Source organism: Streptomyces sp. NPDC030809 (genome assembly GCF_055572195.1).
This window is the reverse complement of record NZ_JBVIDV010000011.1, coordinates 154289-171426: the sequence shown is the minus strand read 5'-3', so window position 1 is coordinate 171426 and position 17138 is coordinate 154289. Positions and strand designations below refer to the sequence as shown.

The 17138-nt window shown below is 73.5% G+C and carries 11 protein-coding genes; 7 read left to right on the top strand and 4 right to left on the bottom strand.

The window, feature by feature from the left end; all coding sequences use genetic code 11:
• Nucleotides 1-46 precede the first annotated feature (46 nt).
• The 6 genes from ACZ407_RS17070 to ACZ407_RS17045 all read left to right on the top strand — a co-directional run bounded on the left by ACZ407_RS17070 (nt 47) and on the right by ACZ407_RS17045 (nt 10217).
• Nucleotides 47-967, top strand: coding sequence for a DNA/RNA non-specific endonuclease (locus ACZ407_RS17070; RefSeq protein ID WP_468128881.1), 921 nt, complete (start codon nt 47-49; stop codon nt 965-967).
• Nucleotides 968-969: 2 nt separating this feature from the next.
• Nucleotides 970-1944 (top strand): hypothetical protein, encoded by a 975-nt coding sequence (locus ACZ407_RS17065; protein WP_468128880.1) that lies wholly within the window; start codon nt 970-972, stop codon nt 1942-1944.
• Nucleotides 1945-2007: 63 nt separating this feature from the next.
• Nucleotides 2008-6510 carry a hypothetical protein gene (locus ACZ407_RS17060; protein WP_468128879.1) on the top strand — a complete coding sequence of 1501 codons (4503 nt, stop codon included), beginning with the start codon at nt 2008-2010 and terminating at the stop codon, nt 6508-6510.
• A 14-nt stretch (nt 6511-6524) separates the two neighbouring features.
• Nucleotides 6525-7673 (top strand): trypsin-like peptidase domain-containing protein, encoded by a 1149-nt coding sequence (locus tag ACZ407_RS17055; RefSeq protein ID WP_468128878.1) that lies wholly within the window; start codon nt 6525-6527, stop codon nt 7671-7673.
• A gap of 1 nt (nt 7674) precedes the next feature.
• Nucleotides 7675-8742, top strand: coding sequence for a trypsin-like serine peptidase (locus ACZ407_RS17050; protein ID WP_468128877.1), 1068 nt, complete (start codon nt 7675-7677; stop codon nt 8740-8742).
• Between the two features lie 77 nt (nt 8743-8819).
• A complete protein-coding gene (locus tag ACZ407_RS17045; protein WP_468128876.1) occupies nt 8820-10217 on the top strand; it encodes an FAD-binding oxidoreductase in 1398 nt (465 codons plus the stop codon).
• 27 nt (nt 10218-10244) lie between these two features.
• On the opposite strand, the gene ACZ407_RS17040 is transcribed toward ACZ407_RS17045, so the two are convergent.
• Nucleotides 10245-11819 carry a serine/threonine-protein kinase gene (locus ACZ407_RS17040; protein ID WP_468128875.1) on the bottom strand — a complete coding sequence of 525 codons (1575 nt, stop codon included), beginning with the start codon at nt 11817-11819 and terminating at the stop codon, nt 10245-10247.
• A gap of 204 nt (nt 11820-12023) precedes the next feature.
• On the opposite strand from ACZ407_RS17040, the gene ACZ407_RS17035 reads away from it, so the two are divergent.
• The gene (locus ACZ407_RS17035) at nt 12024-12959 is read left to right on the top strand and encodes a serine hydrolase domain-containing protein (RefSeq protein ID WP_468128874.1); all 936 of its coding nucleotides are present in this window, start codon (nt 12024-12026) and stop codon (nt 12957-12959) included.
• 106 nt (nt 12960-13065) lie between these two features.
• Here the strand turns inward: ACZ407_RS17035 and ACZ407_RS17030 are convergent, their stop codons facing one another.
• The 3 genes from ACZ407_RS17030 to ACZ407_RS17020 form a co-directional block, all read right to left on the bottom strand.
• Entirely contained in the window at nt 13066-13935 is an 870-nt protein-coding gene (locus ACZ407_RS17030; RefSeq protein ID WP_468128873.1) for a geranyl diphosphate 2-C-methyltransferase, read from the bottom strand.
• A 14-nt stretch (nt 13936-13949) separates the two neighbouring features.
• Nucleotides 13950-15371, bottom strand: coding sequence for a family 2 encapsulin nanocompartment cargo protein terpene cyclase (locus tag ACZ407_RS17025; RefSeq protein ID WP_468128872.1), 1422 nt, complete (start codon nt 15369-15371; stop codon nt 13950-13952).
• A 113-nt stretch (nt 15372-15484) separates the two neighbouring features.
• Nucleotides 15485-16897, bottom strand: a complete 1413-nt coding sequence (locus ACZ407_RS17020; protein ID WP_468128871.1) for a family 2B encapsulin nanocompartment shell protein — start codon at nt 16895-16897, stop codon at nt 15485-15487.
• Between the last annotated feature and the right edge of the window lie 241 nt (nt 16898-17138).

Genomic DNA, 17138 nt, shown 5'->3' with positions numbered 1-17138 from the left:
CGGCCCGGCACAGTAAGTGATCAGAGATACGCGGTACTGCAATCCTATGAACACTTCAGATGCCGGTAGCTCCGCCTCCGGCTCCACCACCTCCCTGGCCGCCTCCGCCTCGACCGACGAGGGCCGCCAGAACCAGCTGGCGGGCCGCACCGGCTACGACCCGGCCTTCCTCGGCCCGCAGATCCCCCTGCCGCTGCCCGTGGACGCCTCCGTCCAGACCGTGGTCCTCCCGTACACGCACTTCACGGTGGTGCTGCGGCCGGACCGGCGGCTGGCGGCCTCCACCGCCGTCTGCATCGACGGGCAGCAGATCCTCGAAGACGTACCGCGCGACGACAAGTGGAACTTCGACCCCCGGATCCCCGAGTCCCAGCAGACCGGCAACGACATCTACCGCAACAACACGCTCGACCGCGGCCACCTGGTCCGCCGCCTGGACCCGGTCTGGGGCGCCGCGGCCGAGGCGCACGAGGCCAACTCGGACACCTTCCACTACACGAACGCGGCCCCGCAGGCGGACGTGTTCAACCAGGGCAAGGAGCTGTGGCAGGGCCTGGAGAACTACCTCCTCGACCACGCCGCGCAGTTCGACCGCAAGCTGACGGTGATGACCGGCCCGGTGCTGCAGGACGCGGACCCGCCATACCGCGGGATCCAGGTGCCGCTGCGCTTCTGGAAGGTGGCCGCCTTCATCCAGAACGGCAAGCTGGCCTCCACCGGCTACCTGCTGGACCAGAGCCCCGACCTCAGCCGCGACTTCGAGCGCGCCATGGCCGGCGCCAAGCCGGGCGACCCGCCCCCGCTGGGCGCTTTCCGCACGTACCAGGTACCGGTCGTGGACATCGTCGAACTCACCGGCCTGGACTTCGGCCCGCTGCCCGCCGCCGACCTGATGCCGGTGATGAAGGCACCCGAGCAGCGCTGGAAGCGCCTGGAGTCGCACGACGACATCGTCATGGGGCGGTAGCCGTGAGCGAGCCGCGCATCGTCTACGTCCACGGCAACGGCAACAAGGTCCGCAAGGAATTGTTGAAGTCGCAATGGGACCGGGCCCTGTTCGGCACGGACATGGGCCCGGCCTCCCGGATGGCGTACTGGGCCCCCGTCCGCTACGAGCACCCGCTGCCGGACCCCGCCGCGGACCCGCTCGACGGCGGGCCCCCGCCGGAGGAGGAGCTGCCGGGACCGTCCGCGCCGATGGGCGGCCCGCCCGAGGAGTTCGTCGCCCGCACGGTGGCCGAGGCCCGTGCCGAGAGCACGGCCGAGAGCACGCCCGCGACCCCGCCCGGGCCGCCCCCGGAGGGGGAGGAACAGCTGGTCGGCTGGCTGCGGGACATGACGTACCTGGGCGAGGCCATGGCGGGGGTGCCCGGCCCGGGCGGGCCGCCCGGGCCGGGTCCGGAGGCCCTCGCCGAGGCCCTTCCGCTGCCCGCGTTCGCCCGCCGGGAGGTGTTCCGGCTGCTGGTCCAGCACACCTTCAAGGACGTGCACGCGTACTTCTTCGGCGGTGCGGGCGACGCGATCCGCGAGGTCGTGCGGGCGGAGCTGGCGGGGGTGGACGGCGGCGGCCCGCTCGTCGTCGTCGGCCACAGCCTCGGCACGATCGTCGCGTACGAGGTGCTGCGCGAGCTGGAGCGGCCGGTCGAGCTCCTGATCACGGTGGGGTCCCCGCTGGGGATCACCGAGGTCCGGGACCTGCTGCTGGAGCCGCCCGCGGTCCCGGCCGGGGTGAAGGCCTGGCACAACGCCTCCGACCTGCGCGACCTCGTGGCACTCGACCACACCCTGCGCCCCGAGTACGCCCCGGCGGACCTCGTCACCGACCACCTGGTGACGAACAGCAGCGGCAACCACCACGGCATTCGCGAGTACCTCTCCACGGACCCGGTGCGCACACCGGTTCGTGCCGTTTTCGGCCATCTTGCACCGCATCCGACCGGGTGAAACCATGACGGGTATCAGTCACTCCCCCGCAACGTTCCGCTCTACGGCGTAGGTAGGTGGGGCATGGCTCTCGAAGAGCAGGAATGGGACGTCGTCGTCAATTGGCTGCGGGAGTACGTCTTCTTTGAGGCCAATCTTCCTGCGACGGCCCTCCGGCTGCTCGGATTTCCCCCCGACTTCATCGGGCGCCTGGACCTGACCGGGTCGGCGGACCACAACGCCAGGGAGGTCGTGAGCGCCTCCCGCGAAAGCATCGAGGGTGAGCGGACGCTGATCGCCAACCTCTTCCACGCGCCGATGCTGCGGGACATCTATGAGCACAAAAACCGCCTGGAAACGTTCCAACGCCGACTCGCCCAAGACGACGACGTGTACCGCTCCACCGAGGACCGGTTCCTCAGCACCGTCCTGACCAGCGGGGTCTTCCTCGACCGCACGGACCTCCGGCAGCGGCTGAAGGAGTTCGTGGCGGACCCCGAGAAGGCGGTGCTCGCCGTGGAGGGCGAGCCGGCCAGTGGGCGTTCGTACACCTACCACCTGATCCGCCACATCAGCGAGCAGAAGAGGTTCCTCACCCTCCGCGTGGTGCTGGAGAGAACCTCCACGGCAGCGTCCGTGATCCGCCGGCTGAACACCTTCATCCCGAACAAGACGTCGTTGAACCCGACACAGTTGAACGACGTACTGCCCACGCTCCGGCAGCAGGTGGACGACATCGTCAGCCGGGCCACCGAGGCGAAGGAGACGTTCTGGATCATCCTCGACGACTGCGACAAGCTCGACGCCTCCTCGGACGTCTGGGACTGCATCGGCATGCTCGCGGTGTCCATCTTCGAGCAGGCGGGTGCGACGCGGAACAAGAGCGCCGTGCCCCGGCTGGTCCTCCTCGGCCATTCGCCGACGATGCGTCAGCTGCCGGACGAGCTGAAGGGCCACGAATGCCGTGACATCGCCCGCCCGGCCGGCGAGGAGGACCTGCGGACGTTCTTCGGCCAGTTCTTCGCGAGGACTCCGGGCCCGCTCGGCGCCGACCCGCAGAATCCCTCCCCTCCGGACCCGGAACAGGGGGACAAGCTGGCGCAGCTGACCAGCGCCGTGGTCCTGCGCGCCGCCGGCGCCCCGGGGACGGACCGCTACATGCGCAGGCTCGGCGGAGCGACGGCGACCGCCATGGAGGTCTACCGGTCCCTCGCCCCCGGCGAGGACTTCGAGGAGCGCCTCTGCGAGGCTCTCGGCCACGACCCCGAGGGACCCTGCCCGGGACCAGCACCCGGATCGGGGCCGGGGCCCGGCCCGGCCCCGGTATCCGGCCCCGGTGGCGGCCCGGGCCTCGGACCCGGCCCCGGGGCGGTCCCCGCCCCGGCCGCGGCCTCCGGGTCCGGATCAGGCTCCGGAGCCGGCCCTGGTTCCCGCACGGCCGTCGCCTCCGGCGCCGGCGACGGCTCGGGCGACGAGGCCTCGGGGGACGAGCTGCGGCCCGGCACGGCAGCGGAATTCCGTCCCCGTCCCGCCACCACCCTCGCCCCCGTCTCCGAACTCCGCCGCAGCTACCGGGAGGCCGCCTGCCTGCTCGACCACTTCGACCCCACCTACCTCCGTGTGCCCGGCGAGCGCCGCTCCAGCGGGCAGGCCGCCGAGCTGCTCGTGGACGACTGCACCACCCCGTTCTCGGGGCGCCAGCAGACCTCGTGGACGCTCAAGCCCGAGGTGCGCGAGCAGACGCTGCGCGGGCTGGCGGGCCCGGAGGCCGCCCGGCTCGCCCTCGAAACCCAGCTGGCCTGGATGCCCGAGGAGCCAGGCCCGGAGCCCTTCGCCCTCGCCTTCCTCTCGGGGCAGCAGCCCAAGCTGGAGGAGCTGAGCCGGGCGGAACTCGCCGACGCCCAGCAGGCGGTGTTCTGGCTCGCCCTCGTCCCCGGCGCCGCAGGACTGCTCCCCAACCCCGACTACATCCAGCAACTCCGTGAACGCGCCCGTCTGTTGGAGCCGCTGGAGCGCCTGCTCCGCAGCCCCTTCCAGGGCCGTACCGCCGAACTCGACGAACTGCGGCGGTACGCCGGGCTGCCCGCGGAATCCGGACCGGAGGGCCCGGTGCACCGCAGGGACTTCGTGCGGGCCGCCGTCGCCACCCCCGCGCCCCCGCTGCTCGTCCACGGCATCGGCGGGATCGGCAAGAGCACCCTGCTCGCCGAGTTCCTCGTCCGGAGCCTGCGCGACTACCGGCCCGGATTCCCGTTCGCCTACGTCGACTTCGAGCGGCCCACCCTCTCGCTCCACGAACCGGCCACCATGATCGCCGAGATCTCCCGCCAGTTCGGGATGCAGTTCCCCTCGCTCCGCGCCGAGTTCGACGCACTGGCCCAGGAGTGCGAGGCGACGGCGGCCGCCCAGCGGGCGGAGCAGAGCGAGGTCGAGGACCTCTACCGGCTGGCCACCACGCGCGGCACCGCCGGCCGGCTGTCCTCCTCCGGCCTGCACACGCAGGCGATCGAGCGCGAGCAGGAGCTCGCCACCCGGGCCGGGCTGCTGCTCACCCGCGCGATCGGCATCCCGGCGGACCTCCCCGGCCCCCCGCTGGTCATCGCCCTGGACTCCTTCGAGGAGGCCCAGTACCGCGGCTCCCCGGTGATCGGCCGCATGTGGTCCTTCTGGGCCGCGCTGCAGAAGGCGCACCCGCGGCTGCGGGCGATCGTCTCGGGCCGCGCTCCGGTCGGCCACCCCGGACAGCGGGTCGAGCCGCTGACCCTCGCACTCGGCGACCTCGACCCGCAGTCCGCCGTCGCCCTGCTGATGTCCAACGGAGTGGACGACGCCAAGACGGCGCAGAAGCTGGCCGAACGGATCGGCGGGCACCCGCTGAGCCTGAAGCTGGCGGCGGAGGCGGTCCGCACGGTCGCCGGAAGCGGCACGGCCGTCGGCCGGCTGGTCGGCGGGCTGCCCCCGAGGGAACGGGACGTCAACCGCAAGGTGGACCAGCTCCTCGTCCAGGGCTTCCTGTACGACCGGATCCTGCACCACATCCCCGACGGGCGGGCGCGCGCGCTCGCCCGTACCGGACTGGCCCTGCGGACCATCACCCCCGCCCTGATCAAGGACGTGCTCGCCGAACCGGCCGGTCTGAGCGTGGACACCGACGGCGAGGCACGCGAGCTGTTCGGCCTGCTGGCCCGGCAGCAGCTGATGGAGCCCGCCGGAGCGGAGGCGATCCGGCACCGGTCCGACCTGCGGTCCATCATGCTGGGCCTCGCGGACAAGGGGCGCACAGCCGAGATGCGCGAGGTCGGGGAGCGTGCCGTGCAGTACTTCGCGGCCCGCGAGGGCCTGGAGGCGCGGGCCGAGGAGATCTACCACCGGCTGCGCCTGAAGCAGAGCCCCCGGGCCGTGGAGCAGCGCTGGCTGCCGGGAGTCGAGCGGTTCCTCTCGGGCGCCGACCAGGACCTCTCCGCCCGGGCCGCCGCCTTCCTCACCGGGCGGCTCGGCGGGCACGTCTCCGTCCCCGTCATGGAGGAGGCCGACCAGGAGGACTGGGAGCGGCTCGCCGCACAGGAGGTGGAAGGCCTGCTGGCGCAGGGTTTCACGACCGAGGCGGCGGCCCGGCTGGCCGAGCGGCGGCCGTGGACCCCGGGCAGCGAGCTGCACCCGCTGCTGGTGGACACCCTGGCCCGGCTGGGCCGCCGCCGGGAGGCCCGGGCCGAGGCGGACGCCGCGATCGACCGGGCCGCGGAGGCCGGGTTCCCCGACGTGCAGCTGGAGCTGCTGCTCCAGTCGGCGCGGCTGGCCGAGGAGGACGGGGACCTGGTGGACGCGGACCGCGACCTCGCCGCGGCCGAGGACATCGCGGGCAGCCTGGGCCGGGACTTCGACGCGCTGGCCGCGAACCTGGAGCGGTCCCGGCTGGCCGCGGCCTCCCGCGAGGCCGACTCCGAGGTGGACAGCAGGCTGGCCGAGCGGCTGCGGAGCCTGCCCGCCGATGCGATGGGCCGGCAGCCCGCACTCGTACGGGCGGCCGCCGCGGAGGTCTCGCGCCAGGACCCCCAGGCCCTGGCCCGCACGATCGACGCGGTGGGCCTGCCCGCCGGGGACGACCAGGCGCTGGCCGCCCTGGCCGGGGCGATCGAACAGGCCGTCCGGCAGCAGCCCTCGCTCGTGCAGTCCCTCCTGGCCATCATCCAGTCGGCCGTGCCGAGTCCGCTGCCTCCGGCCGCCCCGGCGGCCCCGGCCGCCCCTGCGGCCCCGGCGGCCGGGACCGGCCTGCGGCTCGAAGCACCCGCCGGCGGCACCGCCGTCTCGGCGCCCCGGCCCGCGGACCCGCCGGCCGGCTCCCCCGCCCCGCGCCGGCCCGCCTCGGCCGCCGGCGCCGGCACCGCCATCGCCTCGTACCTGCGGGAAGCCCGGCGGCTCGGCACCCTCGACGGGCTGGCCCGCCAGCTGCTGGTCGTCAACGACGCCAGCGGCACGCTGGTCTCCGGAGTGGCGGCCGCGATGGGCTCCGGCATCCCACCCCACCCGGCGGCCGCCGCTGCGGCGGCGGCTCCGCCCCCCGCACCAGCCGAAGGGACCGGCCCGTAGCGGCCTGAGCGCGCATGTTCGACGGCTATCTGGCACCAGAGGAACTCGACGAGGTCAGGCAGGCGGCCCTGCAAGCCGGGTACACGGATCCGGAGTACCGCAAGCTGCTGCTGCGCGGCATCCTGATCGAGTTCGCCGCGGGCCTGGAGCGCCTGAGCCAGCCCATCCTCCAGCTCCAGTCGGACCTCGACCGGCTGAACAGGGTCGAGCGCCTGGTGGACGGCAAGGTGCCCCTCCAGATCTGGCTGGACAACGCGTCCAAGCTGACCCAGGAGCAGGGTCCCCGGACGGTCTTCCAGAGGTACCTGGACAAGGTGGTCCGCACGGCCAGCGGCGAGCCCGACATGCCGCCGCCCGCGGCGCCCGCCGGCGAGGCCAAGGAGAAGATCGTCCACACCGACGACAGCGTGCCGTTCTGGTTCCTCAACGGCGGGGTGGCGGCCGGGCAGGGGGTCGCCCTGCTCAAGGTCTTCCCGTACGAGTCCGGGACCGCCAACGGCAGCCCGCACTCCGGGACCGGATGGCTCATCGCCCCGGGGCTGCTCGTCACCAACCACCACGTGGTCAACGCCCGTTCGCGCACCGGCTCCACGGTGCCCGATGCCGCCCCGGCCGACCTGGCCCTCCAGGCGGCCAACTCCCGCGCCCGGTTCGACTATCTGGACGAGGACGTCCAGACCGAAGGGGTGGCCGGCACCGCCCTCGAAGCCGCGGACAAGGACCTCGACTACGCGGTCCTGCGCCTGGCCGAGCCGGACGGCCGGCCGGTCCTCCGCGTGGCGACCGAGCCGCTGAAGCTGACGGACCGGGCCACGACCGCGGTCAACATCATCGGGCATCCGCTCGGCCGCCCGAAGCGGGTGGCCCTGCGCAACAACCTCGTGCACGAGGCGACCGACCGCGACGTCCGCTACTTCACCGACACCCAGCCGGGCTCCTCGGGGTCACCGGTCATGACCGACGACTGGACCGTGGTCGCGCTGCACCGCAGCAGTGAGCTGATCACCAGCGTCCAGTTCCAGGGGAAGGACACCGCCTTCGTCAACGTCGGCACTCAGCTGAGCATGATCCTGCGCCATCTCTCCGAGCACAGCCCGGAGTTGTACAAGGAGATCACCACCGCGCAGGCGGCGCTCGGGAACGGAAACCAGCCGGAGGTGTGACATGTGGAGCGGATCGCCCGTGGCGACCGACCCGGAGAAGGTCTTCAAGGACCTGCGCGAAGTCGCCGAACGCGTCAGGAACAACCTCAAGGCGGAAGTCCCGGAAGGCGTCGAGGACCTGCCGCCGGCCGAGGCCTCCGCCCGGGAGATCGAACGCTTCGCCCAGGAGGAGCGGGCCCGGGTGCTGGAAGCCGGAATCGTCGGACTGGAGAAGCTGGCCGCCGACCGCAAGGACGAGATCGACGAGGACGAGTTCTTCGGGATGGAGGCCATCGTCCTCCTCGAAGGCCGCCCCGCCATCCTCGTCCAGGGCAGCGACTTCGCCTCCCAGCAGGGCAGCGACTGGGCGGTGCTGGACACGCACCGCGCCGCCATCCGCGAGTCCATAGCCCGGGTCGGCCGCGTGGAGGTCACCGGCCACCTCGACCTGGACTGGCTGGGCACCGCCTTCCTGGTGGGCCCGGACGTGGTGATGACCAACCGGCACGTGGCCGCCGAGTTCGCCCGCGGCGACGCCGGCGGAGCCGTGTTCCGCGACGGCATGTCGGCCCGCATCGACACCGCCGAGGAACTCGGCCTGGTCCCCGGCACCGGGCCCGCGCCCGAGTACGAGGTCACCGAGATCCTCGGCATCCACGCGGACGTGGACATGGCCCTGCTCCGGGTGGAGCCGAAGGCCGCCGACGGGGCCCCGCTGCCCCCGCCCCTGCAGATCGCCGCCGAACCCCCCGCCGAGCTCGCCGGGCGGCCCGTGTACGTGATCGGCTACCCCGCCGCGGACGGCCGCCGCAACGAACCCGAGGCCATGCGCCGGATCTTCATGGACGTCTTCAACGTGAAGCGCCTCCAGCCCGGCACGGCCACCGAACTCTTCGACGGCGTCCCCAAGATGAAGCACGACTGCTCCACTCTCGGCGGCAACAGCGGCTCCCCCGTCTTCGACCTGGAGACCCACCGCGTCCTGGGCCTGCACTTCGGCGGGCGGTTCCGCTTCGGCAACTTCGCCGTGCCGCTGTGGCAGCTCCAGGACGACCCGCTGGTACGCCGCGGCAAGGTCAACTTCGTCTGACCCGGGTGCCCCGCCGGGACCTCCGGCCGGGGCGTTTCCGGACCCACGGCTCGGGGCTGCGCACACCGGGAGGCACCATGAACCAAAGCCCGGACGCGGCACTGCGCCGCGCCCTCGAAGGGGAGTTCCGGGGCCGCCTGTCCGGCCCCGGCGACCCGGGCCACGACGAGGACCGGCGGATCTGGAACGCCTCGGTGGACCGGTCCCCCGCCCTCATCGCCTACTGCACGGGGGTCGCGGACGTGACGGCCGCGGTGCTCCGGGGCCGGGAGAGCGGCCTGCCGCTGGCCGTCCGCAGCGGCGGCCACAGCTTCCCCGGGCACTCGGTGTGCGACGGCGGCCTGGTCATCGACCTGTCGGCGATGAAGGGCATCCGGGTGGACCCGCAGGCCCGCACGGTCCGGGTGCAGGCCGGTGCGCTGCTCGGCGAACTCGACCGGGAGACGCAGCAGTTCGGGCTGGCCGTGCCGTCCGGGATCGTGACCCACACCGGGGTGGCCGGGCTCACCCTCGGCGGGGGCATCGGCTGGCTGATGCGCCGGTACGGGCTCACCGTGGACCAGCTCGTGTCGGCGGACCTGGTCACGGCGGACGGCCGGTTCACGACGGCGGACGCGGAGCGGGAGCCGGAGCTGTTCTGGGGGCTGCGCGGGGCCGGCGGGAACTTCGGCGTGGTGACCGAGTTCGAGTTCCGGCTCAACCCGCTGGGGCCGCAGGTGCTCGCGGGGCCGGTGCTGTGGCCGATGGAGGACGCGGCGGACGTGCTGCGGTTCTACCGCGACTGGATCGAGTCGGTGCCCGACGAGCTCACCACCATCCTCACCCTGCGCAAGGCCCCGCCGCTCCCGGCCATTCCCGCCGCACTGCACGGCCGCCCGGTGATCTCGGTCGGCACCTGCTGGGCCGGGGACCCCGGGCAGGGCGAACGCGTGCTGCAGCCGCTGCGCGGGCACGGCACCCCGCTGCTGGACCTGTGCACGATGCGGCCGTTCACCGGGCTCCAGGCCATGTTCGACCCGGCCTTCCCGCACGGCTGGTGGTACCACTTCCGCGCCTGCGACATCGACCGGCTGACCGACGAGGTCGTGGACATCACGGTGGAGCACGCGGCGCACATCGGCTCGCCGCTGTCGCTGCTGGCCGTGTTCCAGCGCGGCGGGGCGGTGGCCCGTACCGGCGAGGACGAGACGGCGTTCAGCGGCCGCGCCACGGGACACACCTTCAACATCAACGGCACGTGCAGGGACGAGGCGGGCTTCGAGGAGGAGCGGGCCTGGGTGCGCGGCCTGTGGTCCGCACTGGCGCCGTACCACGCGGGCACGTACGTCAACTTCCTCATGGACGAGGGCAGGGACCGCATCACCCAGGCCTACGGTCCGGAGAAGCTGGCCCGGCTGCGCGCCCTCAAGCGCGCGTACGACCCGGACAACGTCTTCCGGCTGAACCAGAACATCCTTCCCGCCGAAGCCGCCTGACGGAGCGTCAGCATCTGGGCGGCGCGTTCAGCGGGAACGGCCCCGCCACCACCGCGAGACCCGGCCCTCCCGCCCGCCGCCGGGCCCGGCACCCCCGGGCCCGGCGGCCGTGGCGGGCCCGGCGGCCGTGGCCGCGGCCCACGCCCGCCGGGTGGCCTCGGGCAGGTGCGGGAAGTCCGGGTCGTGGCGGGCGATGTGCCCGGCGAGCGTCCTCCAGCCTGCCCCCGCCACGGCGATCAGCCGCTCGGCGAGCCCGAGGGCCCCGCCCCGGCAGCCGGCCCGGCGGAGCGCCTCCTGCCCGCCCGGGGAACGGAAGTGGCGCAGCGCCTCGCGGGCGGCTGCCGGGTCGCGGGCGAGCATCCGGTGCAGGGCCTCCACGGTCCGCGGGTGGTCGGCGCGCCGGAGGTGGTGCAGGGCCCGCCCGGCCTCCTGCTCCTGGGTCAGGGCGAACACCCGGAGCCGTGAGGCGTGCAGGAAGCTCTCGGCCGGTCCGGTGAGGCCGTCGGCCAGCCGCCCGGCGGCCTCGTGCGCCTCCTTGCCGGCCGCCCGGATCTCCTCCAGGAGCGCCGCCAGCCGACGCGCGTCCTGCGGCTGCCCGGCCGTGCGGTCCCCGTCCGTGGCCGCCGCCGCTGCCCCGTGCGCATCCCGGGTGTCCGGGTCCTGCGGACGACCGGGCCCCGGCTCGGTGTCCGACGCCCGCCCGCCGTGCGCTTGCCAGGCCGGTACGGCCCACAGGGCGGAGGTGAGCGGCGGGGCGGCGGACGCGGCGCGCGTGTCGGCGAGGGTGGGGAAGACGGCGGTGCCGCCCGGGCCGTGGCGGGCCGCCGCCCGGGCGGCGAGCGCCGCCGCGGTGGGCCGGGCCTGCGGGTCCTTGGCCAGCGCCGCCCGGACCAGCCCGGCCAGCTCGGCCGGTACGCCGTCCAGCGCGGGCACGCCGGTGACGATGCGGTACTCGATCCCGGCCGGGGCCCCGAAGGGGTGGCGCCCGGTCGCCGCGTAGGCGGTGAGCAGCCCCCAGGCGAACAGGTCGGAGGCGGTTCCGGTGGCCCCGCTCTCCATCTGTTCGGGGGCCATCCAGCCGGGGGTCCCGGTGACCGCGCGGGTCACGGTCACCGCCGCCGCCCCGAGGTGGTGGGCGATGCCGAAGTCCAGCACCCGCGGGCCGTCGGCGGCCAGGATGACGTTCGCGGGCTTGAGGTCCCGGTGGGCCACCCCCGCGCGGTGGATGCACGCGAGGGCGTGGGCGGTGGCCGCGGCGAAGGTCAGCAGGTTGGGGCCGGTGAGCGGCCCGTGCGCCTGGACGTGCTCGGCCAGGGTGTCCCCGGGGACGTACGGCATGGCCAGCCAGGGCCGGTCGGCGCTCGCATCGGCGCCCACCAGGCCGAGCACGTACGGTCCGGTGACCTTGGTGAGCAGGGCGACCTCGCGGGCGAAGCGCCGCCGGTGGACCGGGTCCCCGGCGTACTCCGGGTGCAGCACCTTGACCGCGACGGGCTCCCCGTCCTCGGGCTGGGCGTAGTAGACGGCGCCCATTCCGCCGGTCCCGATCCGGCGCAGCGGCCGGTAGGGCCCGATCCGCCCCGGCAGTTCGGCCACACGCACGTACGACCCCTCCACCCCACCAGACACATCGCCGTCGAGCGATGGTAGCGGCGTGCGGACGCGCCCCTTCCGGTGCCCCGGCCCCCCTCGGTACCGCCGTCCCGTGGCGGTCTCGGCAGGACGGGGGTGCGGGGGCTAGCCTGGCCGCGGGACCGACCAGCCAGGGCGCCCAGCCAGGGCGCACGGACCAGCAACGGGGAGACCATGACGCTCATCGCCGACCCGCTCGACTCCCTCCTGCGGGCCGCCGTCCGCGACCGGATCCACCCGGGCGCCGTCTGGGCCGCCGGCGATGCCGCGGCCACGCTCGCCGAGGGCGCCGCGGGCTCCGGAACGGGGCCCGACACCGAGTTCGAACTCGCCGGCCTCGGCCAGGTGCTCGACGTGTGGCCGGCCGTCGGCGCACTCGTCCGCGACGGGGAACTGCAGCTGCACACCCCCCTGGGCGCCTACCTCGCCGAGCTCCGCGGGCGACCGCTGGCCGGGGTGACGTCCCATCACCTCCTGACGCACACCGCGGGCTTGCGCGATCCCGCGGCCGATGACGCGGCGCCGCTGCTGCACACCGCCCTGCACCGGCCGCCGAGCGAGGCCGTCGAGTACAGCGACCGGGCCGGGCGGGTCCTCGGCCGGCTGGTGGAGCACCTGTCCGGGCGGCCGCCCGCCCAGCTCGCGGCCGAACGCCTCTGGCAGCCCCTCGGCATGACCCGCACCCGCGCCCACCGGCCGGACCCGGCGGGGACTGCGGGCGCTGCGGGGCCTGCCGGGACGGAGTCCGCGGGGCCTGCGGACACCGGTCCGGCCCCCGGCATCCGCTCGGTGGCGGGAGACCTCGCCCGCTTCCTGCGCCACCTGCTCACCCCGGACCCCGGCCCGTTCGGCGCCGCCTGGGTGCGCGACTCGCTCCGTATCCGCACCGGTGAACTCGCCCCGCCGCGCGGCCTGTTCTGGCACCCGGCCACCGGCACCCACCGCCGGCAGGACATCTGGGTGCACCACGGCCCGGCCGGATCCGGCCTGTGGATCTCCCCCGCCCAGTCCCGCTGGGCGGTCCTGCTCACCGGCCGGGACGGCGGGCCGCGCGACCGCGCGGCCTCCGCCCGACTCCGCGAGGCCTTCCGCACGGCCGCCTTCGGCTGAACCCGGGGTACGGCCTGCGGGCAGGCGACAGCGCGCCGCCGGGACCCCGGTGGAGGGGCCCCGGCGGCGCGCGTGCGCCCTGCGTGCCGCAGCTGCGGACTTCGGGTCAGACGCGGTCGGCCGCGATCAGCACGTACTGGAAGGAGCCGTCCTTGTACGAGTTGATGAACGCCTCCTCGATGCCGGTGACCAGCGAGGAGGTGGCGCGCAGCTCCCAGTAGGGCAGGGTGTCGGGCGTCAGGTCGATGACGGCCTGCGGGACGAGCCGGTTGTCGGCCATGGCGCGCAGGTACTCGCGGCGGGAGTGGATGTTGCACTCGAAGTGGGCGTTGATCTGGGAGACCCACTTCGAGGGCTGGCCGTAGCGCGGGTTCCAGCAGCCGGTGATGGTCACGTAACGGCCGCCGACCGCGAGGACGCGCGCGTGCTCGGCGAACAGGTCGTGCAGGTCGACGTACATGCTCGACTCGTTGTTCCACGAGCCCGCGGCCTGCCCGGTCTCGAAGGGCATGTCCAGCATGTTGCACACGCGGGCGTGGACGGAGTCCTCAAGGCCGAGTTCGCGGGCGCGCTGGTTGCCGAAGTCGGCCTGCTTCGCCGAGAGGGTCAGGCCCTCGACCTTGCAGCCGAACCGCTGGTGGGCCATGACCATGGAGCCGCCGCGGCCGCAGCCGGCGTCCACGAGCATGTCGTCGCGGCCGATGCTGCCGAGGTGGTCGAGGAGCACCTCGGTCTGTGCCGACTCCAGCCGGTGCAGCTCGGCGATCAGCTTCTTCTCGTACTCGCTGTCCGCGGGGTCGCCGAGGGCGGCGTGGTCCACGGCACCGATGCCGTAGTGGTGGTGGTACAGCCCGTCCACGTCGCCGAGGCGCAGGTTCACCGGCCGGGCCTCGCCGTCCCAGTAGCGGGCGATGTCACCCTGGTAGGGGGTGGCCGGGGAGGGGACGAAGGGGGTGGTGCCGAGAGTGCTGGTCACAGATGAATCCGTCCTTACCAAAAGTCGGGCAGGCTGTAGCGGTACGTGTTGGTCATGTGCCAGTGGTGGTTGCCGTCCACCCACACGGCCACGCCCTTGAGGAAGCGCAGCACGCGCGGATCGGGGCAGGCGGCGGCCAGTCGGGCGGATTCGGCCTCGAACTCGTGCATGAGCTCGTTGTGGACCTCGACGGCCTTCAGGTAGGCCTCGCGGTGCGAGACCCCCTCGCGCTCCGAGATCACCACCGGCAGGTTCAAGTGGAGCCCTGGGCTGGCGAGTTCCTTGGTGTACGAGTACAGGTCGTTGGAGATGGTGGTGGCGTTGCCCGCGAGGGCGATCACCCGCTGCATGGCGGGCTGGGCGTGCAGGTCGGCGGGGAGTTCGTAGCCGCCGACGGTGTCGGTGATGGTGGGGCAGGGGCGGAAGTTGTTGAACTGGCGCATCGCCAGGTACTCCCACACCTCGGGCACGTACTTCGTCTCGGCCCAGGCGGCTTCGGCGAGGTAGCCCAGGTGCAGCCGGGCCATGTCGTGCCGGAACCGGTCCGCCTGGGCGGGGGTGGCTCCCTGGAGGAAGTACTCCATGGCGGAGCGGTAGGCCCGGCGGGGGGCGTCGGAGTGGAGCGAGGCGGCCCAGCCCGGCTGGTACTCCCCCGTGGTGTGGACGGGGTCGAGGGCGGTGTGCGCCATCAGCAGCCGGCCGCCGAGGCCGACGGGCGAGCCTCCGTGGTCCTCGCAGTAGCAGTCGTCGACCACGTTCTCCGCGACCATCAGCCGGGTGGCGATCATGAGGTGCTCGATGGTGGGGGCGTCCGGGTGGCAGCCGACCATGTAGCGCGCCACGGAGAACCCGTCGAACTGGTCCTCCCACTCGGGCGGGTAGAGCTCGCACTCCTCCACCGCCCACGTCTTGATCCGGCGGCTGACCTCGGCCACGCGTACCGGATCGGGCTCCGGCAGCGGGTGGTAGTAGAGGCCGGGGATGGGCCGCCCCTGGGCCGGCGGCTCCGCGTCCGGGGCCTCGGGCAGGGCTGCGGAAGGCGGCCCGGCCGGCATCTCGCGCGGGGCGAAGTGCAGGCTGGCCGTGCCCAGGCCGCTCGGGCCGCGGATGATCCGCTCCAGGGCGGCGTTCGGGTCGGCGGGCTCCGGCGGCGCGGTCTCCGCGGCCGGCGCCGGCGGCGCCGTGCGGAGGGACGCGACGGTCGGGGCGGTGGGGATCCTCCGAGCCGCCGGAACGGACGGCTCCGCCGGGGCGGCCACCTCAGCGGCGGCCGGGAGGACGGGGGGTGCGGGCGCAGCGGGCACCGCGGGGCGGCCGCCGGCGGCCGCCCCGGCGCCGGAACCGAGGGCGGCGGCTCCGGCCAGGACGTGGGCCCCGAAGTGCGCCGCGGCGGCGGGCAGGCTCGACTGCAGGGGGGAAGGCCCGGGCTCGGGCATCCGTGACTCCTAGAGGGGTGGGTGGGCTGTCCCGGATCCCTGGTCCCGGGCATGCCCGGCCGGCCCGGGAGGGTCCGGGCTCTCGGCCTTCGGGCGGGGCGGGGCGGGTCCCCTCAGTCGCGCCTGCGGGCGATCTGTACGTTCTCCAGTACGCCGAGCGCGTCGGGGACCAGGATCGCGGCGGAGTAGTAGGTCGTGACCAGGTAGGACATGATCGCCTGGTCGCTGATGCCCATGAACCGCACGGACAGGCCGGGCTCGTACTCCTCCGGGAGACCGGTCTGCCGGAGTCCGATGACGCCCTGGTTGTCCTCGCCGGTGCGCATCGCGAGGATCGAGCTGGTGTTGTCCTTGGAGATCGGGATCTTGTTGCACGGGAGGATCGGCACCCCGCGCCAGGCCGGGACCTGCTGGCCGCCCATGTCCACGTGGGTCGGGTAGAGCCCGCGGGCGTTGAACTCGCGGCCGATCGCCGCGATGGTCTTCGGGTGGGCGAAGAAGTACTTGGTCCCGCGGCGCCGGCAGAGCAGCTCGTCCAGGTCGTCCGGGGTGGGCGGGCCGGAGTGGGTCTGGATGCGCTGCTTGAAGTCCGCGTTGTGGAGCAGGCCGAACTCGCGGTTGTTGATGAGCTCGTGCTCCTGGCGCTCGCGCAGCGCCTCGATGGTGAGCCTGAGCTGTTCCTCGGTCTGGTTGTGCGGACCGTTGTAGAGGTCGGCGACCCTGGTGTGGATCCTCAGCACCGTCTGGGCGATGGAGAGTTCGTACTCGCGGGGGTTGAGCTCGTAGTCGACGAAGGTGCCGGGGAGCTCGGGCTCGCCGGTGTGGCCCGCCGACATGGCGATCTCGGCCTCGCCGTGGCGGTTCTGCCGCTGGAGGGGCAGGGAGCTGAAGTGCTCGATGTGGGACCGGAGTCCGGGCGCCGTGGCCAGGACCGCCTGGAAGTCCGCGCGGGACAGGGTGAGGAGGGTGCCGGGGGTCTCCGCGGTGGCGGTGTAGTCCCAGGTGGCGTCGGCGTCCAGCAGGGAGTTCTCGCCGTAGCGGTCGCCGTCGGCGAGGACGGCCACGGCCACCTGGCCGCCGTACTTGCCGGGGGCGGACTGATTGATGCGGCCGTGGGCGATGAGGTGGATCTGCTCGGCCGGGGTGCCCCGTTCGGCCAGGACCTCGCCGGCCCGGAAGTCGCGCTGGACGCAGCGGTTCGCGAGGGCGATCAGCACTTCCTCGTCCTCGAACCCGCTGAGCAGGGCGAGTTCGCCGAGCTCGCGCGGGATCACCCGGACGTCGGCGCCGTCCTGGACGAACTCGATGCGCCCGTCTCCGACGGTGTAGCTCAGCCGGCGGTTCACCCGGTACGTGCCGCCCTTGGTCTCCACCCAGGGGAGCGTCCGCAGCAGCCAGCGGGAGGTGATCTCCTGCATCTGCGGGGCGGACTTGGTCGTGGAGGCAAGGTTGCGTGCGGCTGCCGTCGCCAGGCTGGCCTGCCGAGGCGCGTCGGGAAGCGCCTCGGGGCTGGTCTCTACGGTCATGCGGCGGGCTCTCCTTGGTCACTGCAGAGACGCGCATTTCTGCACATCACCGGAAAAGAGGAAGAAGGAGGGTGAACGTTCCGTAATCCCTCCAGATCACGAGGAACAGTAACGGCCGGTTCGCCCAGTTGACCTTGGGAAGCCTGTTCTTTACCTCGATACAGTGATCTTGTCGGGCTCGGGGTTTAGTTCGACCTTCGATGGGATTCGGACGCGTTCGAAAAGAACCGGCCGGGCAGTG

Coding starts and splice junctions, on each gene's coding strand:
- ACZ407_RS17035 (WP_468128874.1), top strand. CDS start 12,024: ATGACGCTCATCGCCGACCCGCTCGACTCCCTCCTGCGGGCCGCCGTC.
- ACZ407_RS17055 (WP_468128878.1), top strand. CDS start 6,525: ATGTTCGACGGCTATCTGGCACCAGAGGAACTCGACGAGGTCAGGCAG.
- ACZ407_RS17025 (WP_468128872.1), bottom strand. CDS start 15,371: ATGCCCGAGCCCGGGCCTTCCCCCCTGCAGTCGAGCCTGCCCGCCGCC.
- ACZ407_RS17050 (WP_468128877.1), top strand. CDS start 7,675: ATGTGGAGCGGATCGCCCGTGGCGACCGACCCGGAGAAGGTCTTCAAG.
- ACZ407_RS17070 (WP_468128881.1), top strand. CDS start 47: ATGAACACTTCAGATGCCGGTAGCTCCGCCTCCGGCTCCACCACCTCC.
- ACZ407_RS17060 (WP_468128879.1), top strand. CDS start 2,008: ATGGCTCTCGAAGAGCAGGAATGGGACGTCGTCGTCAATTGGCTGCGG.
- ACZ407_RS17020 (WP_468128871.1), bottom strand. CDS start 16,897: ATGACCGTAGAGACCAGCCCCGAGGCGCTTCCCGACGCGCCTCGGCAG.
- ACZ407_RS17045 (WP_468128876.1), top strand. CDS start 8,820: ATGAACCAAAGCCCGGACGCGGCACTGCGCCGCGCCCTCGAAGGGGAG.